The sequence below is a fragment of the uncultured Algibacter sp. genome, from assembly GCF_947490405.1.
In the GTDB taxonomy this organism is placed as follows: domain Bacteria; phylum Bacteroidota; class Bacteroidia; order Flavobacteriales; family Flavobacteriaceae; genus Algibacter_B.
The window spans coordinates 522,137-541,285 of the sequence record NZ_CANLGU010000001.1 but is presented as its reverse complement, the minus strand read 5'-3'; the positions used below and the strand labels follow the sequence as shown (position 1 = coordinate 541,285).

The following is a 19,149-nucleotide window of genomic DNA, read 5'->3' as shown; positions in this document are numbered from 1 at the left end:
TTATGTTACAAAAAATCAAGCTTTATGGCACCAATAGGTGCCATAAAAGCACATACTATAAAAATTTTTTAGAAGACTTAAATTTGAAGTATGAGTTTTTGGATGTTGAGGAGTGTGACGAAAATGCAGAGGCATTGCGTAACTTATACGACACTAAAAAGCTAAATTTTCCAACAATTACCATTGGAGAAAAAAAACTTAGAAACCCTTCAGATAAAGATTTAAAAAAGTGGATTGAAACGCTATTATGAAACTCAATATAAAAGATAAATTCAATACAACATTACCTTCAGACCCTATTTTGCAGCCTTCTAGAAGGCAGGTTACTCAGGCTTGTTTCTCTTATGTAACACCTAAGAAAACTTCAAACCCAGAGTTGCTTCATGTATCACCAGAAATGTTAAAAAATTTGGACTTATCACAAACTGATGCGCAAAGTGATGATTTTTTAAAGGTGTTTACTGGTAATAAAATATTACCAAATACCAAACCTTATGCGATGTGTTATGGCGGACATCAATTTGGTAATTGGGCAGGACAATTGGGCGATGGGCGCGCCATTAACTTATGCGAAGTAAAACATAAACATAAAAATTGGGCATTACAATTAAAAGGCGCAGGAGAAACACCATACTCTAGAACTGCAGATGGTTTAGCAGTATTACGCTCTTCAATTCGCGAGTACTTGTGTAGCGAAGCCATGTTTCATTTAGGTGTGCCTACAACCAGAGCTTTATCTTTAGCTTTGTCTGGAGATCAAGTTATGCGAGACGTTATGTACGATGGTAATGCGGCCTACGAAAAAGGTGCCATTGTATGTAGAGCAGCCGCATCGTTTTTGCGTTTTGGCAACTATCAAATTTTTGCTGCCAGACAAGATGATGTTAATTTAAAGACCTTGGTAGATTATACTATTACACATTATTTTTCGCATTTGGGTGCACCTTCAAAAGATACTTATATTGCATTTTTTAATGAAGTTACCCAACGCACATTAACCATGATTATAGAGTGGCAACGTGTGGGTTTTGTACACGGTGTAATGAATACCGATAATATGTCAATCTTGGGTTTAACTATAGATTATGGGCCTTACGGGTGGCTAGAAGGTTTTGATTTTGGTTGGACGCCAAATACAACCGATAGGCAGCACAAACGCTACCGTTATGGTAATCAGCCCAATATTGGGCTTTGGAATTTATTACAATTAGCCAATGCATTATATCCTTTAATTGAAGACGCAGCACCTTTAGAAGCTATTTTAGAAACTTATAAAACAGATTTTGAAGCAAAACATCTGCAAATGATGAAAGCCAAATTAGGGCTTTACGAAACGGTAGATAATGATGAGCATTTTATAAAAGATTTAGAAGAAAATTTACAGTTAGTTGAAACTGATATGACGCTGTTCTTTAGAAACTTGAGTGATTTTAAAGATGAAGCCACAGGGTTTGATGTGCTAAAAGATGCGTTTTATGACTTTGATAATATGCCAAATGCGGTTAAGGAAAAGTGGAAGATGTGGTTTTTAAATTATGAGGCGCGAATACAACATGAGTATAGTATTACAACGGAAAGAAAAGAAAAAATGAATACTGTAAATCCAAAATATGTACTTCGCAATTATATGGCGCAATTAGCTATTGATGCTGCTGATGAGGGTGACTATAACTTGATAGACGAGTTGTTTAAAATGCTAAAAAAACCTTATGATGAACAACCACAATACGAAAAGTGGTTTGCAAAACGACCAGACTGGGCGCGCCATAAAGTTGGCTGCTCTATGTTATCGTGCAGTTCTTAAAATGTATAATGAATGTGTTAAACTATATCAATAAAATACCTGAAGGCTATTCTGAAGGTATATACATGAATGCGAAGTATGGCATTACAAAGTCAGCTTTCAACAACAACAAATCATTTAAAGTTTATGCAAAGGAGCTTCAGGGTACTAATTTTATAAGTTTGAATTATTACATTACATCAACTAAAAAATTATTAAAACCTTGTGAAATGCCAGAGCAAAAAGTGATTCATTTTTTACAACATGTAACTCTTAAATAAAAACAATTAAAACTATAATTATAAAATAATGGCAACATATAAAAAAGCATATATAGCAGGCGGATGTTTTTGGGGAATGGAAGATTTGTTTAGAACACGCCCAGGCGTAGTAGATACCGAAGTAGGGTATCAAGGTGGGCAAAACGATAACCCAACCTATAAAAATCATCCAGGACATGCCGAAGGTATAGAAATTACATACAACCCAAACCAAACATCTTTTGAGGAGTTACTAGATTATTTTTTTAGAATACATAATCCCACTACTGTAGACAGACAGGGAAATGATAGAGGCTCTAGTTATCGTTCTGCAATATTTTATCAAAATGAAGAAGAAAAACAAATTGCTGAAGACATGATAGCTGTTGTAGATGCCTCTGGAAAATGGGAAGGTAAGGTTGTAACTACTTTAGAGCCGTGGTCTACGTTTTGGAAAGCCGAAGACTACCATCAAGATTATTTAGTTAAAAACCCTAACGGCTATACTTGCCATTTTTTAAGGTTTGAAGAGCCGTTTGTTAATAATGGCGAGTAATATAAACATTGTTTTGAATACGTTAACTAAAATAGCATTTGGCGGTGGTTGCCACTGGTGTACAGAAGCTGTATTTCAATCTTTATTGGGTGTTGAAAATGTAGAACAAGGTTTTGTGGCATCTGTTAATGCTAATGCTAGTTTTTCAGAAGCGGTGATTGTACACTACAATGAAGCAAAAATCCCATTATCTGTACTTGTCGAAATTCATTTACATACTCATAAGAGTACCTCAAATCACTCTATGAGGGCAAAATATCGTTCAGCGGTTTATATCTTTTCAGATAAACAGAAAGATGTGGTTACATCTCAACTAGAATTATTACAGTTTCAATTTCAAAATAAACTTATTACTCAAATATTGCCTTTTGAAAGCTTTAAAACCTCACGAGAGCAAATTCAAAATTACTATTACAGCAACCCAGAAAAGCCATTCTGTGAAAGTTTTATCAATCCAAAACTACAAATACTACTAAGTAAGTTTTCAAAATATACAGATAAAAATAAACTAAAGCATTTAAAAGATGAATCGCGAAAGATTAAGCATACAGAACACCAAGGGTCATAAATTACAAGCTTATTTAGAATTACCCGCAGACCAAAAACCACATTACTTTGCCATTTTCGCGCATTGTTTTACTTGTAACAGCAACTTAACGGCGGTAAAAAATATTAGTAGAGCATTAACGGCGCATGGTTTTGGTGTGGTACGTTTTGATTTTACGGGTTTAGGACGAAGTGAAGGCGATTTTGCCGAGAGTTATTTTTCAGCAAATGTAGATGATTTAATAGCTGTGAACGCCTATGTTACAGAGCGATACAAGGCTCCAGGGTTATTAATAGGGCATTCGCTTGGTGGTGCTGCAGTTATTGTAGCGGCATCAAAGCTAGGCAATATAAAAGCGGTAGCAACAATTGGTGCACCATCTACTGTAAGCCATGTAAAGCATTTGTTTTCTCATGGTATTGAAGCGGTAAAACAAAAAGGAGAAGTTGAAATACATATTGGTGGACGCCCGTTTAAAATTGATAAAGATTTTATTGAGGATTTTGATAAAATAGATTTGCCAGAGATCACAAAAAACTTACGCAAACCATTACTAATTATGCATGCGCCTTTTGATGGAATTGTGGGTATAAATAATGCACACGAGTTATACCATACTGCACACCATCCTAAAAGTTTTGTGAGTTTAGATGATGCAGACCATTTGTTATCAAACTCAAAAGATAGTAAATATGTTGGCAACATGATTGGTGCTTGGGCAGACCGTTATTTTGAGTCTAAAGACAATGCTATATTGGAGACTAAAGGCGAACAATTAGTAGCACACTTAAATATAGTTGATGATAATTTTACAACCGCAATTCAAACCAAAAAACATCACATTATAGCTGATGAACCTGAAAGTATAGGTGGCGATGATTTTGGACCTTCACCTTACGATTTTTTAAGTGCTGGATTAGCAGCATGTACGGTAATGACTTTAAAAATGTATGCGCAACGCAAGAAATGGGATTTGCAAGAAGTATATGCTTATGTTACGTATTCCAAAAAGCATAGTGATGATTTAATGCTAGATGTAGATGAACCAAAACGAATAGATCATTTGCAAAAGCGTTTAAAATTTATTGGTAATTTAGATGATGTGCAGAAAGCAAAGTTAAAAGAAATAGCATCTAAATGCCCTGTACATCGTACCTTGCTCTCCGAAACAATTATTGAAACAGAAGTTATAAATTAATGCATCAAAGCAATACAAAAATTGGACTAGGTTTAGCAGCCTTAGGGCGACCAGAATACATTAATATTAGAGCTAATGATGCCATTGATAAATCTAAAAGTGCCTTTAAACAAAATACCTTTTCAGTTTTAGATGAAGCTTATAAATTAGGTGTTCGCTATTTTGATACAGCCCCATCTTACGGTAAAGGCGAGGCTTTTTTACAAGAATGGCAAGACTCTAAATTACATGATGATACAATTTTAGGAACAAAATGGGGCTATACTTATGTAGCAAATTGGGAATTGGGTTATGCTGGAAAACATGAAATTAAAGAACACTCTATAGAAAAGTTAATTGAGCAGTGGCAAGTATCAAAAGCATTGTTGCCAAATTTAAAATACTATCAAGTACATTCTGCAACTTTTGAAAGTGGTATTCTAGAAAATGAAGCGGTTCTAAATAAGCTACATCAAATTAAAAAAGAAACTGGTTTAAAAATTGGTATTACAACCAGTGGTGCTAACCAAAAAGATGTTATCGCTTCCGCATTAAATATCAATACAAAAGGCGACGCTTTATTTGATAGTTTTCAAGTAACTTACAATATACTAGAGCAGAATACTTTTGAAGTTTTGACCACCGCTTTACAAAATGGTAAACACGTTATAATAAAAGAAGCTTTAGCAAATGGCAGGGTTTTTCCAAACAAAAGTTTCAAACATTACTCCAAAACCTATCAAGTTTTAGAAGGTTTAGCAAAAAAATACCAAGTTGGTATTGATGCTATCGCATTACGTTTTGTTATAGATGGTTTACAACCCACTTATGTGCTTAGTGGTGCATCTGATAATAATCAGCTTAAATCTAATATGAAAGCGTTTAAATTTAAGCTTTCGGAAGAAGAAATTAATGTATTAAAAACGATATGCATTTTGCCACAAACATATTGGGAAGAACGCAGTAAATTACATTGGAATTAAATAAAATTCTAATTATTATCTTTAGAGAATAATCCATCAATCAATGAAGTTTCAGAAATTAATAATTTTAGCTTTTGTTTTCAGTATAAGTGCCTGTGCTACTTTTAAGCCGCAGTATAAAAGTGAGGTAGTTCAAGATAAATTCCCAGACAAAAAAATAGCGCATTCATTTTACTTAATAGGTGACGCCGGCAATTACGAGTTAGGAGAATCTACTAAAGTTTTAAATACGTTTAAAAAAGAATTAAGTGAAGCTACTCAAAATAGTACAGCCATATTTTTAGGAGATAATATTTACCCTATTGGGTTTCCAGATAAGAATAATAAACATAGAGCGTCTGCTGAAAGATATATAAAAGCGCAGACAGATGTAACCGAAAATTTTAAAGGGCGAACTGTTTTTATTCCAGGTAATCATGATTGGTATTCAGGTGTAAAGGGTTTAAAACGTCAAGAAAAATTTGTTGAAGATGTATTGGGTAAGAATACATTTTTACCCGAAAATGGTTGTCCCATTGAGAAAATTCATGTTACTGAAGAGATTGACCTGATTTTAGTAGATAGTCAATGGTATATCACTAATTGGAATAACAAGCCTACAATAAATGATGAATGTGAAATAAAAACTAGAGATGCTTTTTTAGCTGAGTTTAGCAGTCTTATAAAAAAAGCAAGAAACAAAACGACTATTGTGGCTATTCATCATCCAATGTTTGTTAATGGGCCACATGGTGGTCAGTTTAGTTTTAAAAATCATATGAAACCACTTCCAGTTATTGGAACTTTAATTAATGTGTTTAGAAAAACTAATGGTATATCTAATGTAGACTTGCAAAGTAAGCATTATAACGAGTTAAAGCAGCGTTTAGTTACCCTAGCACAAGAAAATAAAAAAGTAGTTTTTGTGTCAGGTCATGAACATAGCTTACAGTATTTAGAAAAAGATAATTTAAAGCAAATAGTAAGTGGTTCAGGGTCTAAAAAAACTCCAACACGAAATGTTGGGGCAGGTCTCTTTTCTTACGGGACACCAGGATATGCCAGACTTGATGTTTTTGAGGATGGTTCTTCTCATGTTCGGTTCTATTCTGTGACAGATGAAAAAATAGTTTTTGAAAGTCAAGTTTTTAGAAAAGATTTAAACCCTTTAACGTCATATAAAAACGATTTTCCAGAAACAGTTTTGGCATCCGTATATACACCTGAAGAAACCTCCACATCAAAATCTCAAGAGTTTTTCTGGGGAGAGCGCTATCGCAAATATTTTAGTTCTAAAGTTAAAGCGCCAACCGTAGATTTAGATACACTTTTTGGAGGTTTAAAACCTATACGTAAAGGAGGAGGAAATCAATCTAAGTCTTTGCGATTGGAGGATAAAAATGGTGCGCAATATGTAATGCGTGCTTTACGTAAACAAGCATTGCAGTATTTACAAGCTGTTGTTTTTAAAGATCAATACATAGAAGGGCAATTTGAAGATACGGCTATTGAAAAGCTATTACTTGATGTTTTTACTGGTTCTCATCCATATGCACCTTTTGTTATTGGAGATTTATCTGATGCAGTGGGTATCTATCACACAAATCCAGTGTTATATTATGTGCCTAAACAAAAGGCTTTAGGGGATTATAATAAAGATTTTGGTGGTGAACTCTATATGATTGAAGAGCATACTTCTGAAGGACATGGCGATTTAGCAAGTTTTGGATTTCAAAATAAAATAGAAGGTACTGATGATATGATGAAACGGCTCCATAAAGATGAAGATATTATCATCGATGAAGCATCTTATATACGTGCACGTTTATTCGATATGCTTATTGGAGACTGGGATCGTCATCACGATCAATGGAGGTGGATAGAATTTAAAGAAAATGGCAAGAAAGTTTATAGACCGCTTCCAAGAGATAGGGATCAGGCATTTTCTATTATGGGAGATGGTGCATTATTAAAGTCGGCCATTGCCTTAATACCAGCTGCACGTTTACTTAGGCCTTACAGTGAAGATCTTAAAGATGTAAAGAGCGTAAATGTAGAACCATACCCTCTAGATATGGAGCTTATACAGCGTTCTGGTAAAGAGGTGTGGGATGCACAAGTAAAAATGATTCAGGAGGGTATAACAGACGAGGTTATAGAAAAATCTTTTTTAAATATGCCAGAAGAGGTAAGAGATGAAACTGTTGAAGAGATTAAAAGGAAATTGAAAGCTAGAAGAGAAAATCTACAAAAAATATCAGACCGTTATTTTAAACTCATTAATAAATTGGCTGTGATAAAAGGAACCAATAAAGACGATTGGTTTGATATTGAGCGCTTACCAAACGGGCAAACCAGAGTTACGGGTTATCGTATTAAAGATGATAAAAAGGCTGATGTTTTTATTGAGCGTACTTATAATATGTTAGAAACCAAAGAAATTTGGATTTATGCTTTGGATGATGATGATGTTTTTCATGTATATGGTAAGAGTAACAAGTATATAAAGGTATTGTTGTTGGGTGGACAAAACAATGATACCTATGATATTAAAAATGGTAATAAAATTAAGTACTATGATTATAAATCAAAACCAAATACCTTTAAAACCAATAAAGGTAGCCGTAGATTAACCGATAATTATTATACAAATGTTTACAATTATAAAAAACTAAAAAACAGTGTCACACAGATTTTACCTAGTTTGGGAGCAAATCCTGATGATGGATTTAAAATTGGTGCAGCATTTACTAAAACCAATTTTAATTTTGAGCGTAATCCATTTTCATCAAGACATAGTTTAAAAGCTGAATACTTTTTTGCAACTAATGGGTTTAATTTTAATTATGGTGGAGAGTTTGCCAATGTTTTCTTTCAAAATGTAAATTTTGGTATAGATATTCAATATAACAGTCCAAATTATGCTACAAACTTTTTTGGCTTTGGAAATGAAACATTAAACCCAGAGGCAGAAGAGAATGATGGTTTAGATGTTGATTTAGATTATAATCGTGTAAAAATTAGAACATTTAAAGCTATGCCAGCCATGGTTTGGCGTGGTTACTCTGGTTCAGAAGTAAGATTAAGTTTATTATACGAATCTAATGAGGTAGCTCGAACTGAAAATAGGTTTATAGAGACGTTACCTGAGGACAATCCTTTATTTGATAAACAAGATTTTTGGGGTTTTGATGCTAAATATAGTTACGAAAACGAAGATAGAGAGGCATTTCCAACTTTAGGGTTTCAATTGAGTTTACAAGCAGGTTACAAAAACAATGTATCCACTGAAAAAGGGTTTTCTTATATCATTCCAAAAATGGGATTTGATTATAAATTAATTCCGAGTGGTAATTTAGTTTTAGCTACAAACTTTATTGGTCATATTAATTTTAGTAATGAATTTGAGTTTTATCAAGGAGCAACTTTAGGTGCTAATAATGGTTTAAGAGGTTATAGAAACCAACGTTTTACAGGGAAACGAGCTTTTGCGCAAAGTACAGATTTACGACTAAATTTAACTCAAGTTAAAACAGGTTGGTTTCCATTATACCTTGGTTTATATGGGGGAGTTGATTATGGTAGAGTTTGGCTAGATAATGATAGCTCAAAAAAATGGAACAATTCCTTTGGAGGAGGTGTGTTTATTAACATGGCTAATATGCTTACTGGAAATATTTCGGCTTTTAATAGTGATGACGGTTTACGTTTAGCATTTAGATTAGGTTTTGGTTTTTAATATATTATAATTATTACGTGGTGTCAAATTCAACTTTAATATGCATACCCGATATTAGTGGATTTACTCGTTTTATGAGTGATACTAATATAGAACTAAGTGCAAAAGTTATTCCCTCATTATTAAATGAAATTATTTATGCTAACGAAATAAATTTAAAAGTATCTGAAATAGAAGGGGACGCAATTTTGTTTTTTAGAAAAGGACAGTTGCCCCCTTTTGTAGATTTAATTGACCAGTGCAAAACTTTTTTTTCACAATTCTATGATCAACTAGATGTTTTAACAAAAAAGTATAGTGAAGAAATAGGTATTGACAATATCCCTAAATTGGGATTAAAAATCATATTGCATTATGGGGAAAATGTAGAATCTGTTCAAATAGGAAACCGCATAAAGCTTATGGGAGAAGATGTTATAATTGCACATCGTTTATTGAAAAATGATATAAAAGAAGATGAGTATTTATTAATTTCGGAAAACTTATTAAATCAATACAAAGATAAAACTATTGAGCGTAATTTTGATTGGGGAGAATTGCAAGATGATGTGGAAGTTTACAGACATTTAGGTAAAATTAACTACAGTTATATTAAGATGATTAAGCTTCTTGATTAGTTTTAATCAAACCAATATAGATTGTTACTTTCTCACTTAGTTCTTTCGTCAATGATAAAAACTTTTAGCTTGTTTTTAAAACGTATACCTTCTTTTGCGGAGTGATGATTAAATTTTAATACTTCAATTTTTCCATTTAAGAAATTGTTACCACTATGGTTTACTGTTGGCATTTAACTAGGGTTTGGATTTTTGGCAGAATATGTTACCATTAACTTGTTTCAGGCTCTCATTTTTATACTGTAATGTTATCCTGATTTTTACGTCTAAAAAGATATAAAAAATGAATAATCATGAAAAGCAGTTTCAACGATATTATAAATTCTGAAAAAGTAGTTTTAGTAGATTTTTTTGCAACTTGGTGTGGTCCATGTCAAGCATTATTACCTATTCTTAAAGATGTAAAAGATGAGGTGGAAGATGCTGTAAAAGTGGTGAAAATTGATATTGATAAAAACAACCCTTTGGCAATGAAATATCAAGTAAGAAGCGTACCTACAATGATATTATTTGTTGATGGAGAACCTAAATGGAGACAATCGGGTGTACTTCAAAAGAAAGATATTCTAAATGTAATACAAACACATTCTGGTGTTACTGTTTAGTTAATTTTGAATTCGTAGAGGTTTCCACCTTCTCCCTTTGTTCTTTCGTCAGTTATATATACAGATTTATTATTTTTAAAGCAAACACCCTCCTTTTGGGAATCGTGATCAAACTTTAATTCTTGTACATGCCCTTCAAAGAAATCATCATTATTAAAATTAGTAATCTTCCAAAGTTTATCATGATTTAGTAGTGCAATGGTTTTTTCATCATTACTTATGGCAGCAGAGGTTATTCTATGATGTTTTCCTTCTAAGTTGAATGTTTTGATAAGTTCAGCAGTATGGAGTCCAACCTTATTAGGCACTTTAAAAAGCATACTTGATTTGTTTTCTTTACTAAAAATGTAGAAATGATTATTCCAAATAAAAAAAGCTTCAAAATCTTTAGGTTTAACTTTTTTTGGTAATATAAAATTTATGCGTTCGGCTTCGGTTTTGTCTTTGTTTAAATCAGAAATTTTATAAATGGTAAAATCATCTCTGTTTTTACTATTGTTACCAAAATCGCCAATATATAAGTTACCTGCTTTGTCTGATGTTAAATCTTCCCAATCTATATTACTGGCATTTTTTATATCTATATCTTTAACGATTTCTCCTTTTAGATTCAACCCATAAATATTATTTTTATTTCCAGAATCCTCAATCGTCCATAATAAATCAGAATTTGCTGCCTTTTCAATGGCAGAGGCTTCTTTTAAATTTTTAGGTAAATCAGCTATGATGGTTAATTTTCCTGTGCTGCATCCTAAGGAAATAAAAAAAAATATGATTAGAAATTTGTTCATTTTAGGTAATCAGAAATTATAAGGTTAAATTTACGCAGAATAAATTTAGCGTAATATAAATTTGTATATGAATTCATCTGTATTAAAAATTGGTCATCGAGGAGTGAAAGGACATGTTGCAGAAAACACATTGCCATCTATTCAAAAAGCCTTAAAGCTTGGTGTTGATGGTGTTGAAATCGATGTGCACCGCTGTGCTTCGGGTGAGTTGGTAGTTTTTCATGATTTCACTTTAGATAGGATGACAAATGGAACCGGAGAAGTTTCCAAATTCACTTACAGGGAATTAAAAAGGCTAAAGACCAAAGGGAATTTTGAAATTCCAACCTTGGCACAAGTTTTAACTTTAGTTGATAATAAGTGCTTGTTGAATATTGAATTAAAAGGTCATGATACCGCCAAAGAAGCTGCCAGAATTATCAAATTTTATGTAGATAAAAAAGGTTGGGAATATAAAAATATCATAGTGTCGAGTTTTCAAGAAGAACTATTGGAAACAGTTTTCAACATTAATAAAGATATTCCGCTTGGAGTACTTACTGAAAATAATCTAGAAAAAGCTACAGCCTTGGCAAAACGTATAAATGCAGTTTCCATTCATGTAAATTATACCATGCTTACCGAGGAAATTGTAGAAGAATTAAAACAAAATTATAAAGTATTTGCTTTTACAGTAAATAATTTAAACCCATTGGCAAGAATTCAATCTTATGGTGTGGATGCCATCATTTCTGATTATCCTGACCGAATATGATTAAAAAGGATGTGATTATTGTTGGTGGAGGAGCTGCTGGTTTTTTTGCTGCGATAAACATTGGTGAACAAAGTTCAGATTTAAACATAGCCATACTAGAGCGAGGTAAAGAAGGTTTAACCAAAGTAAAAGTGTCTGGTGGCGGACGTTGCAACGTTACACATGCCGAATTTATTCCTCAAGAATTAGTTTTGAATTACCCTAGAGGTGAAAAGGAATTATTAGGACCTTTTCATCAATTCATGACAGGCGATACTATCGAATGGTTTGAAAAACGAGGTGTCGAACTTAAAATTGAAGATGATGGGCGAATGTTTCCTATTTCCAATTCATCACAAACTATTATCAATTGTTTTTTGAATGAAGCTGAAAAATACGGTGTTGAGGTATTGTACAATCATTCAGTGAAGTCCATAGGCAAAAAAGGAGATGAGTTCGAAATAGAAACAATACAAGGGTTGTTTTCTGCTAAAAAAGTTTTAGTTACTACAGGAAGTAACACAAAAATATGGGCGTTACTTGAAAATTTAGGACATACTATTTCACAGCCAGTACCATCGTTATTTACATTTAATATTTCAGACGAACGTATCAAAGCCATTCCAGGAGTAGTTGCAAAAGATGCAGAAATAAAGGTTTTAGAAACAGATTTGTGGAGCGAGGGGCCTCTATTAATAACCCACTGGGGTATGAGTGCCCCATCCATTTTAAAATTATCTGCTTTTGGAGCATTAGAATTAGCAAAACAAGATTATAAGTTTCAAATAGAAGTGAATTTTATAAAGCAACCTTTTGATGAGTGTTTAGATATCTTAAAAGAATTAAAACAGAATTTGGCTAAAAAAACGGTTTTTAAATCTACTCAATTTGATCTCCCAAAACGCTTATGGCACAAATTAGTTTTAGCTTCAAAAATTATGGAAGATACGCGTTGGGCAGATTTAAATAGAGCACAGTTAGAAATTCTATCAAGTCAATTAACCCAAGCTGTTTTTAATGTAGATGGTAAAAGTACTTTTAAAGAAGAGTTTGTTACTGCAGGAGGTGTAAATCTTAAAGAAGTCAATTTTAAAACATTTGAAAGTAAATATATAAACGGCCTCTATTTTGCAGGCGAAGTACTAAATATTGATGCGGTAACGGGAGGATTTAATTTTCAAAATGCATGGACTGGAGCCTACATTGCTGCAAATAATATAGTAAATTCATAGTGTTATGAAGTATTTAGTTTTAGTATTTTTATTATCACATACCATTTGGTCTCAAGATATAGATAAGCACTTATGGGAAAACCGTGTTATTGTAATATCAGCAGATAAATACAACGAAACACGCGCTACAGATCAATTTAATAATCTAAAAACAGAAAAAGATAAACTAATAGATAGAAGGTTGGTAGTTTACAAATGTGTAGAAGACAAATGTATGTACTATGATTTTAAGAATGATGCAAAAGTAGTTTCAGTTGATAAAGAAATAACAGGATTTAATGTGGTGCTTAAAGGACTGGATGGTGGCGAAAAGTTTAATTCTGATACGGTACAAAAAGTAAATGTATTTTTTAATCTTATCGACAAAATGCCTATGAGGCAACAAGAATTAAGAAATAGAAAGTAAAAGAATGGCTCAATATATTGCACTTTTAAGAGGTATAAATGTAAGTGGGCAAAAGAAAATCCCTATGGCTGAATTACGGGAGCTTTTGTCAAAAATAGGATTAGAAAATGTACAAACTTACATCCAAAGTGGGAATGTAATTTTTCAATCTTTAGAAAATGATAAAACTCTATTAGAGCAATTAATACACAATGCTATTAAGTCTCATTTTGGTTTTGAAGTGCCAATTTTAATTTTACAACCAAAAGAGTTGAAACAAATTTTTGACGACTGTCCCTTTGAACAAGAAAAGAAACAAAACAGTTATTTTATGATGCTTTATTCCAGAGCTGATAAGGATTTAGTTGATGTTGTTTCTCAACTGTCTTATAAAAATGAAGAATTTAAAATAACTAATAATGCTATTTATTTTTATTGTTCGGTTGGCTATGGAAAGGCGAAACTTGGTAATAATTTTTTTGAGCGAAAACTAAAAGTTACCGCAACGGCTAGAAATTACAAAACAATGCTAATGTTAATGAAGCTTAGTTTATAAAAGCCTGTAGGCGCATTATAAACTATAAGTTGAATTATTCCCGCTATTTACAAGTGGGATCTATATTTTATATCTTTTTTGAATTATCTTTGTTCAGTTAAAAAAGATAGATGACAGAGAAAGATTTTATTCCTAAAACATATTCAAATACAATTGAAAGTGGCAGCTTTACATGGTCATCACCAAGTAATATTGCGTTGGTAAAATACTGGGGAAAAAGAGAATACCAAATACCAGAAAACCCATCTATAAGTTTTACGCTAGATAATTGTAAAACAACAACAACCCTTAGTTTTTTGAAGAAAGATGCAAATGAAGCGTTTTCATTTGATGTATTTTTAGATGATGAAAAAAAAGATGATTTTAAGCCAAAAATTGAAACATTTTTTAAACGCGTTGAGCTGTATTTACCCTTTTTAAAAGACTATCATTTTAAAATAGAAACTTCCAATACATTTCCACATAGTTCTGGGATAGCCTCATCAGCATCTGGGATGAGTGCCTTAGCATTATGCTTAATGAGTGTTGAAAAAGAGTTAATTAATTCTGATGTCACTCTAAAAACAACCGAAGAGATTCTTAATCAAGAGTATTTTATCAAAAAAGCATCATTCTTAGCACGATTAGGTTCAGGAAGTGCTTGTAGAAGTTTAGAAGGAGACTTAGTAGTATGGGGGAAGCACGATGCCATTAAAGGAAGTTCAGATTTATATGGCGTAAAATATCCTTTTGAGGCGCATCAAAACTTCAAAAACTATCAAGATACTATCTTGCTGGTGGATAAGGGAGAAAAGCAGGTGAGTAGTACGGTTGGTCATAATTTAATGTTTGGGCATCCGTTTGCTCAAGAGCGCTTTAAGCAAGCAAATAAAAATCTTTCCGATATGGTTTCTATACTGAAAGATGGCAATTTAGATACGTTTATAGCCTTGGTTGAAAGTGAAGCTTTAACGTTGCATGCTATGATGATGACTAGTATGCCATATTTTATTTTAATGAAACCAAACACACTCGAGATTATTAATAAAATATGGGCATTTAGAAATGAAACAGGTTCTAAGATTTGTTTCACATTGGATGCAGGAGCAAACGTCCATGTATTATATCCTGAGTATGAGACGTCTCAAGTTTTAGAATTCATTCAGAATGAATTAGTTGCATATTGCCAAAATGGGCAGTATATTTGCGACGTTATTGGTTTGGGGGCTAATAAATTATAAGAATAACAATAATTTTGTTTAAAAAAATATTATATTTGTTAGACAAATGTGCCCAAACAAGATAGCTATTATGAAAGGACCTCTCTTTTACTCAAAAATTCTACTCTTTGGAGAATACGGAATCATAAAGGATTCTAAGGGTTTATCTATTCCTTATAGTTTTTACAACGGTGCTTTGAAAAAAGACGATAAGGCTTCGGAAGAAGCAATAACGTCTAATAAAAGTTTAAGAAAGTTTACTGAATATATTCAAGGTATTGATGATGCTATAGTTAAGTTTGATATTAGCAGACTCATAGATGATGTAAATTCTGGAATGTATTTCGATTCATCTATTCCACAAGGCTATGGCGTGGGGAGTAGTGGTGCTCTAGTAGCAGCTATTTATGATAAATATGCTTTTGATAAAATAACAGTTCTTGAAAATTTAACAAGAGAAAAGCTTCTAAAGTTAAAATCTATATTTTCAGCCATGGAATCTTTTTTTCATGGAAGTTCTTCAGGTTTAGATCCATTAAACAGTTATTTAAGTATTCCAATTCTTATCAATTCAAAAGATAATATTGAGGCTACTGGTATTCCAGCGCAACAAAGCAAAGGTAAAGGTGGTGTGTTTTTATTAGACAGTGGTATTATTGGAGAAACAGCACCAATGGTAGGCTTGTTTATGGAAAAGATGAAGCAAGAGGGTTTTCGTAGTATGTTAAAAAATCAGTTTATCAAGCATACAGATGCCTGTGTTGACGATTTCTTAAAAGGGGATATCAAGTCTTTGTTTAGAAATACAAAGCAACTTTCTAAAATTGTTTTAAATCATTTTAAACCAATGATACCACAACAGTTTCATGAACTTTGGAAAAAAGGTTTGGAAACAAATGACTACTATCTAAAACTCTGTGGTTCTGGTGGTGGTGGCTATATCCTTGGATTTACAGAGGATATTGAAAAAGCAAAACAATCACTTTCAGATTATAAATTAGAAGTAGTTTATAACTTCTAAGTTCTTAGTATCTTTATTGCATAAAATAGTGTAGCCCTTGACTTATTAGAAAGGCATTAATCCTTTATTTGTATGCTTTCCAGAAGACAGAAACATATCTTACTCAAATTTTTCAGTATGTTTTCTGTGGTGCGTGGTTATAATATTCTTGTTATTGTAATAGCCCAATACCTTACAGCTATTTATATTTTAGCTTACAATAAACCATTAAAAGAAGTTTTATTCGATTTGAACTTGTTAATGCTAGTTTTAGCATCAGCCGCAACTATAGCGGGTGGCTATATTATCAATAGTTTTTACGATTCAGAGAAAGATTTAATAAATCGTCCAATTAAATCGCGATTAGACCGGTTGGTTAGTCAAAATACAAAGCTGTCTTTTTATTTCGTACTAAATTTTCTTGCTGTAATTATGGCGAGCTATGTGTCTTTTAAAGCAGTATTATTCTTTTCAATTTACATTTTTGGTATCTGGTTTTATTCACATAAACTAAAGCGCTTACCATTTATTGGAAACCTCACTTCTGCGATATTAACGATAACTCCATTCTTTGCTATTTTTATGTATTATAAGAATTTTGAAACTGTAATTTTTGTTCATGCTATATTCTTATTCATCATGATTTCTATGCGTGAGCTTACCAAAGATTTAGAAAATATTAAAGGCGATATTGCGCAAAATTATGTGACAATTCCAGTCGCATATGGCGAAAAAGTATCAAAAATTATGTTGACAATTTTAATCAGTATAACACTAATTCCAATATACCTCCTTTTATTCCATTTTGAAGTGGGGTACATGTACTTATTCTTTTATCTAAGCCTGTTCTTATTGGTAGTGTTTTTGTTATTACTATGGAAATCTTCGACTAAAGTGCAATATTTAATATTACACAATATTTTAAAATTTATAATTCTTGCAGGTGTATTTAGTATTTTACTAATTGATGTGAGTGTTATTTTAAATAGAATTTAAATGCAGAATTTATTAAGAGTAGCTTTAGCACAAATTTCACCAGTATGGTTAAACAAAGCTGAAACGTTAAAGAAAGTAGAACAATCTATAATTGATGCATCAAAAGAAAACTGTGAGCTTGTCATTTTTGGAGAAGGCTTAGTTCCTGGATATCCTTTTTGGTTAGCATTAACAGGAGGAGCAGAATGGAATACAAAAGTAAATAAAGCATTGCATGCACATTATGTGAGGAATTCCGTGACTGTTGAAGATGGTGATTTGCATGCCATTTGTGAACTTGCTAAGGCAAATAAAATTGCTGTGTATTTAGGGATTATAGAACGACCGCTTGATAGAGGAGGACATAGTGTTTATGCATCATTAGTTTATATCAATGAAAAAGGCGAAATTAAATCTGTACACAGAAAATTACAACCAACTTATGATGAACGTTTAACATGGGCTCCTGGAGATGGCAATGGCTTACAAGTACATCCTTTAAAAGATTTTACGGTTGGCGGTTTAAATTGTTGGGAAAACTGGATGCCCTTACCAAGAGCCGCGCTTTATGGCTTGGGTGAAAACCTGCATATTGCTGTTTGGCCAGGGAGTGATCATAATACCAAGGATATTACCCGATTTATTGCTAGAGAATCGCGTTCTTTTGTGATTTCGGTAAGTAGTTTAATGTCAAAAAATGATTTTCCAAAAGACACACCGCATTTAGATGAAATACTTGTAAAAGCCCCAGATGTTTTAGCAAATGGTGGTAGTTGTATTGCAGGACCCGATGGCGAGTGGATAGTCGAGCCTGTATTACATAAACACGGATTGATTATAGAAACTATTGATTTTAATAGTGTGTATGAAGAGCGCCAAAATTTTGATGCAGTAGGGCATTATTCAAGACCAGATGTAACACAGTTGCATGTGAATAGAGAGCGTCAGACTACTGTGAAATTTAATAAATAAGTAAATCGTTAATTAAAAATCTTCAATCGTAAATTATTAGGTATATCTTTGTGCAAAATTATAAGTGATGAACAGACAACAAGGTGGTAAAGGTAAAAGAAAATCATCCGAAAGAGATAATAAAAGCAAGCGTTTTTCAGGGAATTCAAAAAGAAATGTTTCCGTAAACAAATCAAATACTCAGCAAAAAAAATCTGGAAATTCTGATGAAATCCGATTGAATAAATATGTTGCAAATGCAGGCGTTTGTTCTCGACGTGAAGCAGATGTACATATAGCCACTGGTTTGGTTTCTGTTAATGGCAAGGTGATTACTGAAATGGGGTATAAAGTTAAACCTGGAGATGAAGTGCGTTACGACGGATCAAGAATAAACCCTGAGAAGAAAGCTTATGTTTTGTTGAATAAGCCTAAAGGTTTTGCCACTACAACTAGCGAAGGTAAAGGAAAAACGGTTATGGACTTAGTATCAAATGCTACCAACTCTAGAATAAAGCCTATTGGCCGTTTAGGAAGAAACTCAAAAGGCTTATTGCTATTTACTAATGATGATGCGATTACTAAAAAGTTTACCAATTCTAAAAATGGTGTTGCACGTTTATTTCATATTGAACTCGATAAAAATTTAAAGTTAGAAGACTTAAAAAAGATACAAAATGGTTTTAAGTTTGAAGGTAAACTAATTGAAGTTGAAGAAATTAGTTATATAGATGGAGCGAGTAAAAAAGAAGTTGGTTTAAAAATTAAAAATACAGGTAACACTGTTATACGAACCATTTTTGACCATTTTGGCTATGATATTTTAAGTATAGATTGTGTAGCTATTGGGCACTTAACCAAAAAAGATATTCCTAGAGGGCACTGGAAACATTTAACAGAACAGGAACTGAATACCCTAAGGATGTTATAGATGCTTATTACGTTTTATAAAATTTATTGCATAAACTATTCTCTCTTATTTTAGTGCATGCAGCTAACGGCGCTCTATAAATAATTCTCGTTCATATAAATGCCAACCGTGTAAATTTTAGCTCTAAAGCTAAAAAGAAACACTAAAATC

The 19,149-nt window shown here is 32.6% G+C and carries 20 protein-coding genes; 19 read left to right on the top strand and 1 reads right to left on the bottom strand.

What is annotated here, in order from left to right:
• Nucleotides 1–2: 2 nt before the first annotated feature.
• The 10 genes from Q0772_RS02200 to trxA all read left to right on the top strand — a co-directional run bounded on the left by Q0772_RS02200 (nt 3) and on the right by trxA (nt 10,246).
• Nucleotides 3–251, top strand: coding sequence for a glutaredoxin domain-containing protein (locus Q0772_RS02200; RefSeq protein ID WP_298339700.1), 249 nt, complete (start codon nt 3–5; stop codon nt 249–251).
• Complete coding sequence (locus Q0772_RS02195) at nt 248–1,804, top strand: protein adenylyltransferase SelO (protein WP_298339697.1); 1,557 nt, start codon at nt 248–250, stop codon at nt 1,802–1,804. The genes Q0772_RS02200 and Q0772_RS02195 overlap by 4 nt, the downstream gene beginning before the upstream one ends.
• A gap of 8 nt (nt 1,805–1,812) precedes the next feature.
• Nucleotides 1,813–2,064 carry a peptide methionine sulfoxide reductase gene (locus tag Q0772_RS02190; RefSeq protein ID WP_298339694.1) on the top strand — a complete coding sequence of 84 codons (252 nt, stop codon included), beginning with the start codon at nt 1,813–1,815 and terminating at the stop codon, nt 2,062–2,064.
• 28 nt (nt 2,065–2,092) lie between these two features.
• Nucleotides 2,093–2,599, top strand: coding sequence for a peptide-methionine (S)-S-oxide reductase MsrA (gene msrA, locus Q0772_RS02185; RefSeq protein ID WP_298339691.1), 507 nt, complete (start codon nt 2,093–2,095; stop codon nt 2,597–2,599).
• Nucleotides 2,589–3,167, top strand: a complete 579-nt coding sequence (locus Q0772_RS02180) for a peptide-methionine (S)-S-oxide reductase (RefSeq protein ID WP_298339688.1) — start codon at nt 2,589–2,591, stop codon at nt 3,165–3,167. The genes msrA and Q0772_RS02180 overlap by 11 nt, the downstream gene beginning before the upstream one ends.
• Nucleotides 3,124–4,344 carry a bifunctional alpha/beta hydrolase/OsmC family protein gene (locus tag Q0772_RS02175; RefSeq protein WP_298339685.1) on the top strand — a complete coding sequence of 407 codons (1,221 nt, stop codon included), beginning with the start codon at nt 3,124–3,126 and terminating at the stop codon, nt 4,342–4,344. The genes Q0772_RS02180 and Q0772_RS02175 overlap by 44 nt, the downstream gene beginning before the upstream one ends.
• Nucleotides 4,344–5,306, top strand: a complete 963-nt coding sequence (locus Q0772_RS02170) for an aldo/keto reductase (protein WP_298339682.1) — start codon at nt 4,344–4,346, stop codon at nt 5,304–5,306. Before Q0772_RS02175 ends, Q0772_RS02170 begins: the two co-directional genes overlap by 1 nt.
• A 43-nt stretch (nt 5,307–5,349) precedes the next feature.
• A complete protein-coding gene (locus tag Q0772_RS02165) occupies nt 5,350–9,024 on the top strand; it encodes a metallophosphoesterase (protein WP_298339679.1) in 3,675 nt (1,224 codons plus the stop codon).
• A gap of 20 nt (nt 9,025–9,044) precedes the next feature.
• Nucleotides 9,045–9,641: a DUF2652 domain-containing protein gene (locus tag Q0772_RS02160; RefSeq protein WP_298339676.1), complete on the top strand. Its 597-nt coding sequence runs from the start codon at nt 9,045–9,047 to the stop codon at nt 9,639–9,641.
• 293 nt (nt 9,642–9,934) lie between these two features.
• A complete protein-coding gene (trxA, locus tag Q0772_RS02155) occupies nt 9,935–10,246 on the top strand; it encodes a thioredoxin (protein ID WP_298339674.1) in 312 nt (103 codons plus the stop codon).
• On the opposite strand, the gene Q0772_RS02150 is transcribed toward trxA, so the two are convergent.
• Entirely contained in the window at nt 10,243–11,037 is a 795-nt protein-coding gene (locus Q0772_RS02150; protein ID WP_298339671.1) for a hypothetical protein, read from the bottom strand. The two genes, trxA and Q0772_RS02150, sit on opposite strands and share 4 nt — an antisense overlap.
• A 67-nt stretch (nt 11,038–11,104) precedes the next feature.
• On the opposite strand from Q0772_RS02150, the gene Q0772_RS02145 reads away from it, so the two are divergent.
• From Q0772_RS02145 to Q0772_RS02105, 9 genes are all read left to right on the top strand, one after another.
• Nucleotides 11,105–11,791 carry a glycerophosphodiester phosphodiesterase family protein gene (locus Q0772_RS02145; RefSeq protein ID WP_298339668.1) on the top strand — a complete coding sequence of 229 codons (687 nt, stop codon included), beginning with the start codon at nt 11,105–11,107 and terminating at the stop codon, nt 11,789–11,791.
• A complete protein-coding gene (locus tag Q0772_RS02140) occupies nt 11,788–13,002 on the top strand; it encodes an NAD(P)/FAD-dependent oxidoreductase (RefSeq protein WP_298339664.1) in 1,215 nt (404 codons plus the stop codon). Before Q0772_RS02145 ends, Q0772_RS02140 begins: the two co-directional genes overlap by 4 nt.
• 4 nt (nt 13,003–13,006) lie before the next feature.
• The gene (locus tag Q0772_RS02135; RefSeq protein WP_298339660.1) at nt 13,007–13,408 is read left to right on the top strand and encodes a DUF4174 domain-containing protein; all 402 of its coding nucleotides are present in this window, start codon (nt 13,007–13,009) and stop codon (nt 13,406–13,408) included.
• A gap of 4 nt (nt 13,409–13,412) precedes the next feature.
• Complete coding sequence (locus tag Q0772_RS02130) at nt 13,413–13,943, top strand: DUF1697 domain-containing protein (protein WP_298339657.1); 531 nt, start codon at nt 13,413–13,415, stop codon at nt 13,941–13,943.
• Nucleotides 13,944–14,053: 110 nt separating this feature from the next.
• Nucleotides 14,054–15,163 carry a diphosphomevalonate decarboxylase gene (locus Q0772_RS02125; protein ID WP_298339654.1) on the top strand — a complete coding sequence of 370 codons (1,110 nt, stop codon included), beginning with the start codon at nt 14,054–14,056 and terminating at the stop codon, nt 15,161–15,163.
• A gap of 70 nt (nt 15,164–15,233) precedes the next feature.
• Entirely contained in the window at nt 15,234–16,163 is a 930-nt protein-coding gene (locus Q0772_RS02120) for a mevalonate kinase (RefSeq protein ID WP_298339651.1), read from the top strand.
• A 72-nt stretch (nt 16,164–16,235) separates the two neighbouring features.
• Complete coding sequence (locus Q0772_RS02115; RefSeq protein ID WP_298339649.1) at nt 16,236–17,138, top strand: geranylgeranylglycerol-phosphate geranylgeranyltransferase; 903 nt, start codon at nt 16,236–16,238, stop codon at nt 17,136–17,138.
• A complete protein-coding gene (locus Q0772_RS02110) occupies nt 17,139–18,089 on the top strand; it encodes a carbon-nitrogen hydrolase family protein (RefSeq protein ID WP_298339646.1) in 951 nt (316 codons plus the stop codon). It abuts the gene before it with no gap.
• Between the two features lie 67 nt (nt 18,090–18,156).
• Complete coding sequence (locus Q0772_RS02105; protein ID WP_298339643.1) at nt 18,157–18,999, top strand: pseudouridine synthase; 843 nt, start codon at nt 18,157–18,159, stop codon at nt 18,997–18,999.
• Nucleotides 19,000–19,149: the final 150 nt, after the last annotated feature.

What these genes read in the sequence shown, in the direction of transcription:
- Q0772_RS02110 (WP_298339646.1), top strand. Translation starts at nt 17,139, where the DNA reads ATGCAGAATTTATTAAGAGTAGCTTTAGCACAAATTTCACCAGTATGG.
- Q0772_RS02165 (WP_298339679.1), top strand. Translation starts at nt 5,350, where the DNA reads ATGAAGTTTCAGAAATTAATAATTTTAGCTTTTGTTTTCAGTATAAGT.
- Q0772_RS02175 (WP_298339685.1), top strand. Translation starts at nt 3,124, where the DNA reads ATGAATCGCGAAAGATTAAGCATACAGAACACCAAGGGTCATAAATTA.
- Q0772_RS02180 (WP_298339688.1), top strand. Translation starts at nt 2,589, where the DNA reads ATGGCGAGTAATATAAACATTGTTTTGAATACGTTAACTAAAATAGCA.
- Q0772_RS02195 (WP_298339697.1), top strand. Translation starts at nt 248, where the DNA reads ATGAAACTCAATATAAAAGATAAATTCAATACAACATTACCTTCAGAC.
- Q0772_RS02130 (WP_298339657.1), top strand. Translation starts at nt 13,413, where the DNA reads ATGGCTCAATATATTGCACTTTTAAGAGGTATAAATGTAAGTGGGCAA.
- Q0772_RS02150 (WP_298339671.1), bottom strand. Translation starts at nt 11,037, where the DNA reads ATGAACAAATTTCTAATCATATTTTTTTTTATTTCCTTAGGATGCAGC.
- Q0772_RS02145 (WP_298339668.1), top strand. Translation starts at nt 11,105, where the DNA reads ATGAATTCATCTGTATTAAAAATTGGTCATCGAGGAGTGAAAGGACAT.
- Q0772_RS02140 (WP_298339664.1), top strand. Translation starts at nt 11,788, where the DNA reads ATGATTAAAAAGGATGTGATTATTGTTGGTGGAGGAGCTGCTGGTTTT.
- Q0772_RS02170 (WP_298339682.1), top strand. Translation starts at nt 4,344, where the DNA reads ATGCATCAAAGCAATACAAAAATTGGACTAGGTTTAGCAGCCTTAGGG.
- Q0772_RS02135 (WP_298339660.1), top strand. Translation starts at nt 13,007, where the DNA reads ATGAAGTATTTAGTTTTAGTATTTTTATTATCACATACCATTTGGTCT.
- Q0772_RS02120 (WP_298339651.1), top strand. Translation starts at nt 15,234, where the DNA reads ATGAAAGGACCTCTCTTTTACTCAAAAATTCTACTCTTTGGAGAATAC.
- Q0772_RS02190 (WP_298339694.1), top strand. Translation starts at nt 1,813, where the DNA reads ATGAATGTGTTAAACTATATCAATAAAATACCTGAAGGCTATTCTGAA.
- Q0772_RS02125 (WP_298339654.1), top strand. Translation starts at nt 14,054, where the DNA reads ATGACAGAGAAAGATTTTATTCCTAAAACATATTCAAATACAATTGAA.
- Q0772_RS02200 (WP_298339700.1), top strand. Translation starts at nt 3, where the DNA reads ATGTTACAAAAAATCAAGCTTTATGGCACCAATAGGTGCCATAAAAGC.
- trxA (WP_298339674.1), top strand. Translation starts at nt 9,935, where the DNA reads ATGAAAAGCAGTTTCAACGATATTATAAATTCTGAAAAAGTAGTTTTA.
- Q0772_RS02115 (WP_298339649.1), top strand. Translation starts at nt 16,236, where the DNA reads ATGCTTTCCAGAAGACAGAAACATATCTTACTCAAATTTTTCAGTATG.
- Q0772_RS02105 (WP_298339643.1), top strand. Translation starts at nt 18,157, where the DNA reads ATGAACAGACAACAAGGTGGTAAAGGTAAAAGAAAATCATCCGAAAGA.
- msrA (WP_298339691.1), top strand. Translation starts at nt 2,093, where the DNA reads ATGGCAACATATAAAAAAGCATATATAGCAGGCGGATGTTTTTGGGGA.